This is a genomic window from Synechococcus sp. A18-25c (assembly GCF_014280035.1).
Lineage (GTDB): Bacteria > Cyanobacteriota > Cyanobacteriia > PCC-6307 > Cyanobiaceae > Synechococcus_C.
The window spans coordinates 2,332,351-2,345,835 of sequence record NZ_CP047957.1; the positions used below are offsets into that span (position 1 = coordinate 2,332,351).

A 13,485-nucleotide genomic window follows, 5' to 3' on the forward strand; every position below is an offset into this window, starting at 1 on the left:
TGCGCGAGCGTTCTTAAAGATCGTAGGCAACCCGGCGGAGCAGTCGCAGCAGGGTTATGCCGCTGCAACCTTGGTGGCATAGGTGGCCGCATCCATGAGCTGCTCGAATTGATCCGGATCGCTGGGCCGGATCACCAACAACCAGCCCTGGCCATGGGGATCGTTCTGGAGCTGCTCAGGGTCATCCAGAACCGCTTCATTCCGAGTGAGCACCTCACCGCTGAGAGGGGCATACATCTCCTCAACTGCTTTGACGGATTCCACAGTTCCGAACCCACCACCACGGTTGAGCTCCGTACCCACATCTGGAAGATCAACGAACACGATGTCGCCGAGCTGATCAACGGCATAGGCACTCAAGCCAATCCGCACTGACCCATCGTCCTGCCAGGCGTATTCATGGCTGTCGGCGTAGCGGTAGTTGGCAGGAAAGTCGAAAGCCATTGAGCCGGAGGTCGGCGGAGTTCACCCAGTCTGGGCCAGATCCAAGTGTCCTGCTGCTGCCAAGGCCGCCAGCGCCTTGATCAGCGCCAACTCCACATGGGCACGATGGGTCCCTCCCTGTACGTAGAGATTGAACGGCTCTCGCAACGGCGCATCGGCGGAGAACTCACTGGTGCTGCCATCAATGAAAGTGCCACCGGCCATGACCAGATCACTGGCATACCCCGGCATGGCGGCGGGCACCGGATCCAAATAAGAACCCACCGGTGAACAGGCCTGGAACGCTCTGCAGATCAACTTGAGAGGCTCAGGACGACCCAGCTGCACCGCCTGAATCAGATCACCACGCTGGGCACCGGCGACGGGCTGCACGGCATAGCCCAGTTCCGCGAACACACCGGCCACCAAATCCGCACCGATCAAGGCTTCCGTCACCATCTGTGGCGCCAGAAACAGCCCCTGCAGCAGCAAGCGGTGCAGGTCGAAGCCCGTGCCACCCTCACTGCCGATCCCCGGCGCGGTCAGCCGGCAGCAGGCCTGTTCCACCAGATCAGCCCGGCCGGCCACATAACCGCCGGCGGGCGCAATCGTGCCGCCGAGGTTCTTGATCAACGAACCGGCCACCAAATCCGCCCCCACATCACAAGGTTCCTGCGGCTCCACCAACTCGCCATAGCAGTTGTCCACGAAACACACACAGTCGGGCTGACGCGCATGAATGCGTGCACAGAGCTGCCCGATTACCTCCACGGTCAGAGAAGGACGCCAGCTGTAGCCACAGCTGCGTTGGATCAGGATCAGACGGCGCGGTTGCTCCAGAGCCTGATCGAGTGCCTGGAGATCCACGGCACCATCTTCGGTGAGCAGCAGTTCGTCGTAAGCGACGCCGAACTCCTTCAACGACCCCTGTCCCTCGCCGCGCAAACCGATCACTTCCTCCAGCGTGTCGTAGGGACGCCCGGTGATCGACAACATCCGATCACCGGGCCGCAGCACGCCAAACAATGCAGCGGCAATGGCATGGGTGCCACTGACGAATTGCAGCCGCACCGCTGCCGCTTCAGCCCCCAGGACGCGAGCGAACACACGGTCGATCACCTCACGCCCCTGGTCGCCGTGGCCATAACCACTCACGGAAGCAAAGTGCTGCGTGCCCACTCGCTCGGCAGCCAACGCATCCAGAATCTTCTGCAGACGCAGCGTCACCTCCGCCGTGCGCTCACGGGCCAGGGGCTCCAAACGGTCTCGTACCGCCAGCACATGACGCTGGGCAAATGCCTCTGCCTCGCTGGGATCCATCCGCATGGCAGCGGTGTTGACGCCCTGCCCTCCAGAAACCTGTGCCATCAAAAAGCCGCGATTTACCTGCTGCGTTCTCTTACATTCACATTTCCAACCGATTTGCCAAAGTCCCGGCTGTCGCCGTTCCGACCGCAGCAAAACCGGTTCAAGGAGAAACTTCTTGGTTATCAGCACTCCGGCAGACACAAGCTCCACCCGCGAATTGCGCATGCGCGCTGCGGTGATGTCGCCCCGTGAACGCCTTCCCCGCCGACAGCGCAAGTTCAAGGGCGGCACCACCTCCTTCATGGTGGTGATGCACGTGCTCGCAACCGTGGCTCTGCTGCCGCGCTTCTGGAGCTGGCAAGGGGTGATCGCCTTCGGCGTTCTTTACTGGGCGACCGTGCTGGGCGTCACCCTCGGCCTGCATCGCCTGGTGGCACACCGCAGTTTTGAGGTTCCCCGCTGGTTGGAACGCGTGCTGGTGGTGATGGGCACACTCGCCTGTCAGAGCGGACCGATCGATTGGGTGGCGCTGCATCGCCATCACCACAAATATTCAGATCAACCCAACGACCACCACGATGCTGGACGCGGTCTGTGGTGGAGCCACAGCGAATGGATGCTTCACGACATTCCCGCGTTGGAGCACAAGGAACGCTTTGGCGGCGATCTGATCAACGATCGCTTCTACGTGTGGCTGGATCGCTGGTTCTTGCTGTTGCAGATTCCCATCGGCCTGGCGCTCTATTGGTACGGCAATGCTGCGGGCGTTCACGGCGGTGGCCTCGGCCTGGTGCTTTGGGCCATCCCCCTGCGCCTGGTGGTCGTGTATCACGTCACCTGGTTGGTGAATTCCGCCACACACGCTTTCGGCTATCGCAATTTCGATTGCCCCGACCTGTCGCGCAACTGCTGGTGGGTGGCGGTGCTGTCGTTTGGAGAGGGTTGGCACAACAACCATCACGCCTTTCCCGCCAGCGCACGTCACGGCCTGCGCCCGTTTGAGATCGACATCACCTGGTTGCACATCCGCCTGCTGCAGAAACTTGGCCTCACCCGTCGGGTGCGTCAGGCGCGCTACCCCGGCTGAGCCGCAGCCCGCAACTCTCCTAAAAATGCTTCGGCGGTCTGGCCCTTGTTCCCCTCCAGGGCCAGGTGCGTGGCATAGAGATCGAGGAATTCACCGTCGAGTTCTTCAGCGCTGTATTCCCTGAGGCCGGCCATCACCTCCGCAAAACGCTCGCGACGCTGGGGCTTGGTGACGGGATAGGCCTCCATCACCGCATCACGACACTGCCGCCAGGCCTGCCCGCGGCAAAGACTGTCGGCCATCGCAGCACTCAGTTGGGCCGCTTCACCAGCGTCGATGCGCCAGTCGAAACCGGGGGGCAGGGGTCCGAGGCCCACAAAGATTTCCAAAAAATCACCGGCACCCAGAGGCTCCCCATCGACCCCTAGCAAGGGAACTGCGCTGTCACTGAGCACCCGCAGCAGATCGGGATGGACTTCAGCCAGGTGGGCGTGGATCGGCTCAACCCCTTGATGTAGCACTGCATTGGCCTGCCCCAGAGCCAGGAAGAGTTCAGGGCCTGGAGATGAAAGCTTGCCGTTGCGCAGGTTGGAGATCTGGGAGTTATGCACTCGACCCAGGTCCAGCGCATCGGCTAAGGCTGGCAAAACCTTATGGGACCAACCATTGCGCTCGTGCCACACATGGATCAAGTGGGCCATGGCCTGACGCCCTTCCTCGAGGCGCTGCCGGTAACCCTTGGTCACATGATCAGAACCACTCACGCTGCTCATTGCTTGATACGGATCCGTATCGGATGTAATGTTTGGGCATCTAACGGATCAGACCATGGTTTCCAGCGTGATTGACACGCCGTCACCGCCCAGTCGCCCTGCAGCCTCGCACCGTGCTCTGCAGCTGGCAACCCTGTTGCACCAACCACGCAAGGGCGAACAGCCCGTGCCCGCAGAGCGTGGCAAAAACTGGCTCACAATCGGATTCATGATCGTGATTCACGCCCTGAGCCTGTTGGCCCTGGCTCATACCTTTTGGAGCTGGCAAGCCGTGGCCAGCATGCTGATTCTCTACTGGGTGACCGCCTGCCTCGGCGTCACCATCGGCTATCACCGTCTGCTGTCCCACCGCTCCTTCCAGTTGCCGCAATGGCTGGAACGCTTCTTCGCCACCTGCGGTGCCCTGAGCTGCCAGCACGGCCCGATCGACTGGGTGGGGCTGCATCGCCATCACCACAAGTTCTCCGATACGGATGCGGATCACCACAACAGCCATCGCGGCTTCTGGTGGAGCCACATGGGCTGGATGTTCGAGGCGATCCCGGCCATGCAGGCCGTGCCCCGCATGACCGGTGACCTGGCCAAGGACCCGTACTACCGCTGGCTGAACAACTGGTTCCTGGCGCTTCAACTGCCCCTGGCTGGGCTGCTGTTCTGGATCGGCACCACCACCGGCGCCGGCGGCTGGGGGCTGGTGCTCTGGGGCATCCCCCTACGCCTGGTGCTCGTCTATCACGTCACTTGGCTCGTAAACTCCGCCACCCACTGCTGGGGCACCGTGGCCCATGACAGCGGCGACGCCTCTCGCAATAACAAGTGGGTGGCAGCGCTGACCTTTGGCGAGGGCTGGCACAACAACCACCACGCCTTCCCCCACTCCGCACGTCACGGTCTTCAGCCGGGCCAAATCGACCTCACCTGGGAGCACATCCGTCTGATGCGCGCCCTTGGCCTGGCCAAGAAAGTACGCCTGCCGGCGGCGTCGTAAAGTTACCGACTGCTAATTCGACGTCGTCGGGATCGTTCTCCATGGCCAAGCGCGTACAAGTCGTCCTGAACGAGGACGTTCTCAGCCTCGGCCGTGACGGCGATCTGGTGGACGTTGCTCCCGGCTACGCCCGCAACTTCCTGCTGCCCTTCGGCAAAGCCGTTCCTGTCACTCCCGCAGTGATGAAGCAGGTGGAACACCGCCGAGCCAAGGAAGCCGAGCGTCAGGCCGCCTTGAAGCAGGAAGCGGTTGCCTTCCGCACCGCTCTCGACACCATCGGCCGCTTCACCGTCAAGAAGCAGACCGGTGATGACGACGTGCTGTTCGGCACCGTCACCAACGGCGATGTGGCCGAAGTGATCGAGGAGGCCACCAAGAAAGAAGTGGATCGTCGCGACATCACCGTTCCCGACATTCATCGCACCGGCAACTACAAGGTGCAGGTAAAGCTTCACAGCGAAGTGACCGCTGAGATCAACCTGGAAGTGGTCAGCTACTGATCGCGACCGCGCACACACTCTGACGTGACCGGTGAAGGTGCGTCAGAGTGTTGATCATCTTCGAGCAGCTGCCGCCATGGTGAGCGTTCCCATGCCTGGTCCTGGCGGCGAGTCCGCCGAGGGGGGACGCCGCGGTTTCGGCAAGGGTCGCCAACGAGACGAGCCCAGCTTTGAAGCCCTGCCTGACTCGATTCCTCCCCAGAATCTGGAAGCTGAGGAAGCCGTTCTTGGCGGAATCCTGCTCGACCCCGATGCCATCGGCCGTGTGGCGGATGTGCTGCAGCCGGAAGCGTTCTATCTCAATGCCCACCGGGAGATTTTCCGCACGGCGGTGATGCTCCACAGCCAGGGCAAACCCACCGACCTTACGGCGATGACGGCCTGGCTGGCCGATACAGGTGCGCTCGAGAAAGTTGGCGGCAGCAGCCGGCTGGTGGAGCTGGTCGAACGCGTGGCCTCCACCGCGTCGATCGAGCAGGTGGCCCGACTGGTGATGGACAAGTTCCTGCGCCGCCAGCTGATCCGCTCCGGCAACGAGGTGATTCAACTGGGCTTTGATCAGAGCCTGCCGATGGAGCAGGTGCTCGACAAAGCCGAGCAGACGATCTTTGCCATCAGCCAGGAAAAACCATCGAAAGGTCTCACCCCCACGGCGGAGATTCTCACCAGCACCTTCAACGAAATCGAAAGCCGCTCCCTGGGCACCTCCGTGGCGGGCATCCCGGTGAACTTCTACGACCTGGATGCCATGACCCAGGGCCTGCAACGCAGTGACCTGATCATCGTGGCCGGACGTCCCGCCATGGGAAAAACCTCGATCGTGCTCAACCTGGCCAAGAACGTGGCGCAGCTGCATGACCTGCCGGTTTGCGTGTTCTCCCTGGAAATGAGCAAGGAGCAGCTCACTTACAGGCTGCTGTCGATGGAGGTGGGCATCGAAGCCGGTCGGCTGCGCACCGGTCGGCTGCAACAGGACGAGTGGCCGCTCCTGGGGCAAGGCATCAACACACTCGGCCAGCTGCCGATCTACATCGACGACAAACCGAATTCAGGCGTGCTGGAAATGCGCTCGCTCTGCCGCAGGCTGATGGCAGAACAGGGCAAGGAGCTAGGCCTGGTGGTGATCGACTACTTGCAGCTGATGGAAGGATCGAGCCCTGACAACCGCGTGCAGGAAATTTCGCGGATCACCCGTGCCCTCAAACAGATGGCCCGGGAGCTGAACGTGCCGGTCATCGCGCTCTCCCAGCTGAGCCGTGGCGTGGAGTCACGCACCAACAAACGACCGATGCTCAGCGACCTGAGGGAATCCGGCTCGATCGAGCAGGACGCCGACCTGGTGCTGATGATCTACCGCGACGAGTACTACAACCCGGAAACACCCGACCGCGGCATCACCGAAGTGATCGTGACCAAGCACCGCAACGGTCCGGTGGGCACCGTGAAGCTGTTGTTCGAGCCCCAGTTCACCCGCTTCCGCAACCTGGCGGCTTGAACCAAGAACCCGCGCATGTGGATCGGTCGGATTCTGCTCCTGGGTGTTGGCTCGTCCTACCTCGCGCGCTGGGTTCTCAGTCCACAGCGCCATCGCGACTATGTGGCCGGATGGTTGAAGGCCTTGCGCAACACCACCCGCTGGCTGCCGCGGGGGCGCCACAGGGTTCGCCGCTTCGGTCGACGCACCTTTATCGCGACCCTCAGTCGCTCGAACCGGCGCTGATGCGGCTCAGTTGGGAAAGAGGATCTGCCACTGGGTGCGGATCGTCCAGTCACCCAGCAACTCCTCACCCAACACCTGAGGCTTCACCGCGTTGTAGTAGCCCTCCACCGACACCTGCATGGGCTGACCGGCCAGCCGGAACGAGCGACCCACACCGCCGCCAACCGGCACGACCCAGCCTTTGCCATCCGGCTGGGTCCAATCGGCGGCAATGATCGGAGAGGAAATCAGATACCAGTCGGGATTCAATTGGTAGCGCAACAGTCCACGCACCACCATGCGGTTGACGTCGTCGCGATCGGACTGGCCACCCACCGACCACACATTGCGCATGCGCGCCCCCACGACCCAGGAGCCGCGATGAAAAAAGGCCAGAAGTGCAGGACCGACGGACAACTTGCCGCTGTCTATCGCGCCATCACCGACAGGCACCACCAGCGATGAGCCCAGGCCGATGGTTAAGTCAGGGCCGAGATCCGGAACCAGAAAGGCGGTGGGACTGATGTCGGCCAGGCCGGCCTGACTGCGCTGATCCCAGCCCAGCAGTGCGGGCCCACCTGCTGGCGACAGCCCAATCAGGGGATCCGCCGTGGGCAAGGAGATGAAGCGAAAGATCGTGCGCGTCAGCACGGTCCAGTCGTCGTTCAGTCGGAAAGGAACGACGGGCTGAAATTTGAAGATCTGGATCGAGCGATCGGGCTGCGCCGATGGATCGACAGCCTTGGGAGCCCATTGCGTGTTCGGGACCACATCCCACTCACCCCACAGTCGCGTGAAGGACGTGATCGGATTGCGCTGGGCGGCAACCGGCTCGGCGATCAACAAGCTCGCCGCAAGGCCAGCGAGCAGAGAACGAACCACCACTGACAACAACCAGCGCGCGAAAAACGACACCAGTGTCCGACCAAACCGTCAACAGCAGCCTCGACCACGCAGCCGCCATCCAGGAATGAACACAATCGCGTACGCATCGGCTCACCATCGCGAACGATCGGGCGCACGAACAGCAACAGTTCCAGTACGACTTCGGCCCGTCGGTGATTCAGTTCGACAGCACATTTTCCAGCTGCCAAGGCCTGCAGGAGCTCTTCAGTCCACTCTCACCTGATCTTGTAGCGCTGCAGATGAGCCGCGGGCCGCTCCAGGGCCGACTGCGCATCTTTCACCTCGGCGCGATTCGCTTCAATCTGCTGGAAACCAATCAAAGCCTTTTTCTCAGCGGAACCCGGCGGCCGAAACCATGCACTGTGGCCATCCCTCTGGAGGAGCCCAAGGCGTCATCGCCCTATCGGGCGCAAGGCATTCCCGTGGCATGGCCAGCCTTGATGGGATACAACCGCCACCTCACCGACTTCGACCTGAGGATCCCAGCTGGTGCCCGGCTGGCCACCATCGTGATTGGCAAAGAAATCCTGATGGAGCAGCTGGACCGACGGGGAGGCAGCGAGCGCACCCTGGAACGCTGGGAGAGCACCAATCAACTGGAACTACAGCCTGAACTTCAGCAGACTTTGCGGGATCAGCTCAACAACCGAATTGCACGGGGTGAGCAGCGGTGGACCCCCGAAGAACCCGACCAGCTGCTGGACACCGTAATTCGCTGTTTTGAACAGCCCAAGGCACGCACCTCACTGGTGGCCAAGCGTGAAGCACGCCATGAAGCCGCCATCGACCTGCTGCATTGGTGCGCCAGGCGCCCGACGGCAATCGTCACCGCTGACGAACTCAGCGCCGAGCTGTTCCAATCGCGTACGTCGTTGTTCCGGGGATCCAGGGAACATTTCGAACGCACACCCCTGGAACTGCAACGCTCGATCCGCATGGATCGCGTCAGGCAACTGCTGCTAGACCCGGCCCGCCGAGCGAGCCAAGGCCTGACCGGTGTTGGCGACAGCGCAGCATCGATGGGCTTCACCAGCCGCAGCCACTTCGCCCGTCACTATCAAGAGCAGTACGGGGAGCAACCGCAGGAGACGCTCACCAACGGACTGCAAGCCACAAGCTGATCAGCCGACAACAAGCGCGTACGAACAGGCTCAGACCCCCCTTGGAGAAAGGTTCACCCTTCCCAAAAGTGGATGAGAGTTTCCTGAGATGTTCCGCGCATGCGCGTGATCACCAATCACTGGGTGACGCATCAAGGCGGATCGTTTCGCCTGGCTTGAGGCAGGGCGCGATGTCTGAGCTCAGTGAACAAGCAAGCAACGCACCTGCAGCAAGCTTCAGCGCACAGACAGCTGCTGCCGCTGAAGCCACACCGATTGAAGCAGCAGGCGCTTCGGTGTCCACGTCGGTGTCCGAACAGAGCAGCGCCATCAGCACCAGCGCACCTGAGACCGGCAGTGAACCAACCAGCCTGACCAGCGACGCCGGCAACGAGAGAACCGAGAGCACGTCTCCAGCATCGAGCGACGCAACGGAGCTCAACCCGCTCAATTCGAACGCAGCACAGCCCACTGACTCCACTGCAGCAGAGCCCAGCCCCACGCCAGCTGAACCGCCGATCACCCCAGAGTCATTGCAGCAGCTTTGGCATCCGCAGCTGCAGGAATGGGCGTCAGAGGGCGAGCTTCTGACGGCAGCCAGCACGGCGCTACATCTCGACTCCAACCACCCCCCAGAACAGCTCAAAACCCTGATTGCCAATCTGGCAGCGGGCGAAACCAGCGATATTCCCCCGATTGAGCTACTTCAGCAAGCCGCCATGTCGGGCGCCGCTGGCGCCTACGCCGAGAGTACTGGCACGATCTATCTCAATAAAAGCTGGCTCAGCAGAGGAACAAACAAGCAAACAATCAGTGTCCTAACAGAAGAGTTTGGCCACCACTTAGATCACATCATTAACAAGAGAGATACACCAGGCGACGAGGGCCTGACCTTCTCAAACCATCTCACCCAACAAACCGCAGAGATTGATACAAACGATCGACACGTTTCGACGGGTCTAATTTTTGTCGAAGGAACGTGGATTAAAGCGGAATTCAGTTTCACAGGGTTCACCGGATTTGGTGGCAACCTCATACAGCCAAACCAAATCCAACTCACTGAAGACGCACTGATTCAATACAACACCCTGCTTTCACAGGGTCAGGAGTTGACGTATAGCTACGGGGGGATTCCGCCCACGGTTGGCATTCTCAGTGCTGAGGGCCAATCAATTCTCGACAACTTAGGGACCAACTCACTCGGCACAGCGGGTTACAACTTCGCCGAGACCTCCCCTTGGGACCTCCGCTACGTCAGCTTCGGCGGATGGATTGGTGGCACTGGCACCAAGCATGCCCTGGTTGGTTGGACGGACAACAGCACCCAACCCGGCAATGAGGGGACCCTTAAGGGTGGTGAGTTCCGGCTTAGCTACGGCACCGACGGCTACATCCGCCTCTACTACCAAGATGTGCTGAAGCTGACTTCGGCCTCGACGTTCACGGGCGATCAGACCCTCACTCTGGTGGGGTTCGACGACCAGCAGCAAACCAACGTCTACATCCCCAGCAACTGGACCCTTGCTCCCATCATCGCCCTGACAGCCGATGTCTCATCGCTGAGCGCCGGAGAGACGGCCACCCTCACATTCACCCTCTCAGAAGCCTCCACCGATTTCACTGTTGACGATGTCACCGTTTCTGGTGGCACCCTCTCCAACTTCTCCGGATCCGGCACCTCCTATTCCGCAACATTCACGCCAACAGCAGACAGCACAACAGACGGTGTCATTTCTGTTGGATCTGGAGTCTTCTCCAATTCAAGCGGCGCCACCAATGCTGATGGCTCGGATGCCAACAATTCCGTCACCCTCTCCGTCGACACCGTCAGGCCAACCATTGCCGTCACATCCGATGTCTCATCCCTGAGCTCCGGAGAAACGGCCACCCTGACCTTCACTCTCTCGGAATCATCCACGGATTTCGTTGAGGCCGATGTCTCCATAACCGGTGGCAGCCTCTCCAACTTCTCCGGTTCCGGCAGCTCCTATTCCGCCACCTTCACACCAGACACCAGCAGCGACACCAATGAGGTGATCTCCATTGCCTCCGGCGTCTTCGCTGATGCAGCTGGCAACACCAACCAAGACGGGACCGATAGCAATAACTCCGTCACCCTCACCGTCGACACGGTCTCAGCGCCACCATTCACCCGGCTCGGCAACGACATCGATGGCGAAGCCGCTGGTGATGAAAGCGGTTCCGTTGCTCTCTCCAGCGATGGAACCATTCTGGCCATCGGTGCGCACTACAACGACGGCGGTGGCAACAGACGAGGCCGCACGCGTATCTATGCGTGGAATTCAGGAACCAGGCGCTGGGATCAACGCGGCGACGACATCAATGGAGAGTGGAATACGGACTACTCAGGCAGTGCCGTCTCCATTTCGGACGATGGGTCCGTCGTTGCGATTGGGGCCATTAGTAACAATGGCAATGGCAATGAATCAGGCCACACCCGCATCTACGCCTGGGATGGCAGCGCCTGGGTGCAGCGCGGCGGCGACATCAATGGTGAAGCTTCGAATGACAACAGCGGTGGTGCTGTCTCCCTATCGAGCGATGGCAGCGTTGTTGCCATCGGTGCCAAATACAACGACAACGCTTCCGGCGAAAACGCCGGCCAAACCCGCGTCTACGCCTGGAATGGCACGGCTTGGGTGCAACGCGGCAGTGACATCGATGGAGAGTCTGCCCAAGACCTCAGTGGCTGCTCAGTCTCGCTCTCAAGCGATGGCAACACGCTGGCGATTGGCGCGCAACAAAACAGCGGTGGCGGCAACAAGTCGGGCCACACGCGCATCTACACCTGGGATGGCAGCACCTGGGTGCAACGCGGCAGTGATATCAATGGCGAAAGCGGGGGCGATCAGAGCGGCCTCTCCGTTTCCCTCTCCACCGACGGCAACGTTGTCGCCATCGGCGGTAAGTACAACGACGGCAACGGCAGCGACTCAGGCCACACCCGCATTTACTCCTGGGATGGCACCGCTTGGGTCAAGCGCGGCAACGACATTGATGGAGAGAGCGCTGGCGACCGCAGTGGCGCCAAGGTTTCCCTTTCCGGTGATGGCAACGTTGTCGCCATCGGGGCACCGCAAAACGCTGCCAACGGCACGAATTCTGGCCACACCCGCATCTACCAGTGGGATGGCACGGCCTGGAATCACATCGGCAGCGACATCGATGGAGAAGCGGCCGATGACTACAGCGGAGGCCAGATCTCCCTATCGCGCGATGGCAGCACCGTTGCCATCGGCTCCATTTTTAACGACGACAACGGATCGAGTGCTGGGCATGTGCGCGTCTTCCGGCTGACGGACCTCACGGCGCCCACCATTGCCGTCACCGATGACGATGCTGATAACTCCCTGAGTTCTGGTGATACATCAACACTCACCTTCACCCTCTCAGAAGCTGCCACAGATTTCGTCGAATCCGATGTCGCCGTTTCCGGTGGATCCCTCTCCAATTGGACTGCTGTCTCCAGCACCGTTTACACCGCAACCTTTACACCCACATCTGACAGCACCACCGATGGTGTGATCTCAGTTGCCAGTTCGAAATTTTCTGATGCCGCCGGCAACACCAACAACGATGGGGCCGATGCCGACAACTCCGTCAACTTCTCAATCGATACGCGCAATCAATCATCAGGATCTTCAGCCGCTTTTGCCTCTTCACCACAAGAAAGTGAAAGTGTCGATCTCCCATCAAGACCGCCTCTTTCCGGCAGCCAACTCATCGTCGCGTCTAATAGGAAACAACTTCAAGTCACTGAAGGAGAAGGTCTTTGGATTCAACTCGAAGCGACAGGAGCAGTAACAGAACACCATAACGTGCTTGAAGTCACTGATAACAAAGGCAACACTCTAGGAAGCGTTGGAGCTACAAAGTGGTCGACCAATCTTGGCTGGCATGAGTTTTACGCCAGGGGAGGAACCACTTTTTCATTCCATAGCCACCAGAACCAAAACACCTTTTCTGAATTCCCGGAGATTAATTTTTTTCAGGAAAGCGACTCAATCAGTGCAAGACTAAATGACAATCCAAGCATCGACGAGGACAGTGACGACCTGCAATTACGCATTACCAGCTCCCAGGAAGCTTCAAGACCCGTAGCGGCATTACTGGCATCTCAACAAAAGAATGTCGAAGACACTATCTTAAACTTTACAGAGATTAAAGACAATTCGCAGATCAAACTTTCCATCAACAGCGAATGCGATGACACCAACCAATTCGCACTGATCAAAATAGACGATTTCAACGACAACGAAATCATCGTGAATGGCATTTCAAGCCAATCAAAAGAGGCCTTTCGAACCGCGATTGAAGACGAACTTATTCACCCAGACCAAGGCAAGCTTGTAACAAGCGGGTCAGGAACACAAACAGCGAGCTTGACACTTAACCAAAGCGATCAAGGCTTTTACGCACCCGTTTTCATCAACCAAACCACCAATCAACTGTTCACAGCAGGGTTTTCAAGCGCTTCGGAAAGCTGGACACAAGTTAGAACGCTGGGCAGAAACTTCTTCGGCTACGAGGACACCCACGACTCCAATCAGAGCGACTGGGACTTCAACGACATGACCGTGAATGTGGAGTTAATCACTTGAATGTAGCTTTTTTGCTCGCCACTGTTCAGAACAAGGCTGGGAACCACTGCTAAACACCCTCTCCAACAGAGCCCGAACCTGAAGCTGATCAAGCAGCGGCGGTCGCGTACTAACAGGCTCAGACCCTTGTTGCCACACG

The 13,485-nt window shown here is 59.8% G+C and carries 11 protein-coding genes; 7 read left to right on the top strand and 4 right to left on the bottom strand.

What is annotated here, in order from left to right; all coding sequences use genetic code 11:
* Positions 1-54: 54 nt before the first annotated feature.
* Positions 55-444 carry a glycine cleavage system protein GcvH gene (gene gcvH, locus SynA1825c_RS12645; RefSeq protein ID WP_186469612.1) on the bottom strand — a complete coding sequence of 130 codons (390 nt, stop codon included), beginning with the start codon at positions 442-444 and terminating at the stop codon, positions 55-57.
* A gap of 21 nt (positions 445-465) precedes the next feature.
* Positions 466-1,743, bottom strand: coding sequence for a methionine gamma-lyase family protein (locus SynA1825c_RS12650; RefSeq protein WP_186471215.1), 1,278 nt, complete (start codon positions 1,741-1,743; stop codon positions 466-468).
* Between the two features lie 211 nt (positions 1,744-1,954).
* Between SynA1825c_RS12650 and SynA1825c_RS12655 the strand changes: the two genes are divergently transcribed.
* Positions 1,955-2,818: a fatty acid desaturase gene (locus SynA1825c_RS12655; RefSeq protein WP_255478394.1), complete on the top strand. Its 864-nt coding sequence runs from the start codon at positions 1,955-1,957 to the stop codon at positions 2,816-2,818.
* Here the strand turns inward: SynA1825c_RS12655 and SynA1825c_RS12660 are convergent.
* Entirely contained in the window at positions 2,806-3,531 is a 726-nt protein-coding gene (locus tag SynA1825c_RS12660) for a hypothetical protein (protein WP_186469614.1), read from the bottom strand. The genes SynA1825c_RS12655 and SynA1825c_RS12660 overlap by 13 nt on opposite strands.
* A gap of 55 nt (positions 3,532-3,586) precedes the next feature.
* On the opposite strand from SynA1825c_RS12660, the gene SynA1825c_RS12665 reads away from it, so the two are divergent.
* The 4 genes from SynA1825c_RS12665 to SynA1825c_RS12680 all read left to right on the top strand — a co-directional run bounded on the left by SynA1825c_RS12665 (position 3,587) and on the right by SynA1825c_RS12680 (position 6,739).
* The gene (locus SynA1825c_RS12665) at positions 3,587-4,519 is read left to right on the top strand and encodes a fatty acid desaturase (protein WP_186469615.1); all 933 of its coding nucleotides are present in this window, start codon (positions 3,587-3,589) and stop codon (positions 4,517-4,519) included.
* A gap of 41 nt (positions 4,520-4,560) precedes the next feature.
* Entirely contained in the window at positions 4,561-5,019 is a 459-nt protein-coding gene (gene rplI / locus SynA1825c_RS12670) for a 50S ribosomal protein L9 (RefSeq protein ID WP_186469616.1), read from the top strand.
* A gap of 76 nt (positions 5,020-5,095) precedes the next feature.
* Positions 5,096-6,514, top strand: a complete 1,419-nt coding sequence (dnaB, locus tag SynA1825c_RS12675; protein WP_186469617.1) for a replicative DNA helicase — start codon at positions 5,096-5,098, stop codon at positions 6,512-6,514.
* A gap of 15 nt (positions 6,515-6,529) precedes the next feature.
* Positions 6,530-6,739 (top strand): hypothetical protein, encoded by a 210-nt coding sequence (locus SynA1825c_RS12680; RefSeq protein ID WP_186471249.1) that lies wholly within the window; start codon positions 6,530-6,532, stop codon positions 6,737-6,739.
* Positions 6,740-6,745: 6 nt separating this feature from the next.
* On the opposite strand, the gene SynA1825c_RS12685 is transcribed toward SynA1825c_RS12680, so the two are convergent.
* Positions 6,746-7,633, bottom strand: a complete 888-nt coding sequence (locus SynA1825c_RS12685) for a neuromedin U (protein WP_186469618.1) — start codon at positions 7,631-7,633, stop codon at positions 6,746-6,748.
* Between the two features lie 230 nt (positions 7,634-7,863).
* Here SynA1825c_RS12685 and SynA1825c_RS12690 point away from each other — a divergent pair, with 230 nt between their 5' ends.
* Together SynA1825c_RS12690 and SynA1825c_RS12695 are read left to right on the top strand one after the other, a co-directional pair.
* Complete coding sequence (locus SynA1825c_RS12690; RefSeq protein ID WP_255478395.1) at positions 7,864-8,745, top strand: helix-turn-helix domain-containing protein; 882 nt, start codon at positions 7,864-7,866, stop codon at positions 8,743-8,745.
* A gap of 170 nt (positions 8,746-8,915) precedes the next feature.
* The gene (locus SynA1825c_RS12695) at positions 8,916-13,346 is read left to right on the top strand and encodes an Ig-like domain-containing protein (RefSeq protein WP_186469620.1); all 4,431 of its coding nucleotides are present in this window, start codon (positions 8,916-8,918) and stop codon (positions 13,344-13,346) included.
* Positions 13,347-13,485 lie beyond the last annotated feature (139 nt).

Bases quoted from the DNA above. Each gene is read 5' to 3' on its own strand.
- gcvH (WP_186469612.1), bottom strand. From the start codon at position 444: ATGGCTTTCGACTTTCCTGCCAACTACCGCTACGCCGACAGCCATGAA.
- SynA1825c_RS12650 (WP_186471215.1), bottom strand. From the start codon at position 1,743: ATGGATCCCAGCGAGGCAGAGGCATTTGCCCAGCGTCATGTGCTGGCG.
- SynA1825c_RS12655 (WP_255478394.1), top strand. From the start codon at position 1,955: ATGCGCGCTGCGGTGATGTCGCCCCGTGAACGCCTTCCCCGCCGACAG.
- SynA1825c_RS12660 (WP_186469614.1), bottom strand. From the start codon at position 3,531: ATGAGCAGCGTGAGTGGTTCTGATCATGTGACCAAGGGTTACCGGCAG.
- SynA1825c_RS12665 (WP_186469615.1), top strand. From the start codon at position 3,587: ATGGTTTCCAGCGTGATTGACACGCCGTCACCGCCCAGTCGCCCTGCA.
- rplI (WP_186469616.1), top strand. From the start codon at position 4,561: ATGGCCAAGCGCGTACAAGTCGTCCTGAACGAGGACGTTCTCAGCCTC.
- dnaB (WP_186469617.1), top strand. From the start codon at position 5,096: ATGGTGAGCGTTCCCATGCCTGGTCCTGGCGGCGAGTCCGCCGAGGGG.
- SynA1825c_RS12680 (WP_186471249.1), top strand. From the start codon at position 6,530: ATGTGGATCGGTCGGATTCTGCTCCTGGGTGTTGGCTCGTCCTACCTC.
- SynA1825c_RS12690 (WP_255478395.1), top strand. From the start codon at position 7,864: ATGAGCCGCGGGCCGCTCCAGGGCCGACTGCGCATCTTTCACCTCGGC.
- SynA1825c_RS12695 (WP_186469620.1), top strand. From the start codon at position 8,916: ATGTCTGAGCTCAGTGAACAAGCAAGCAACGCACCTGCAGCAAGCTTC.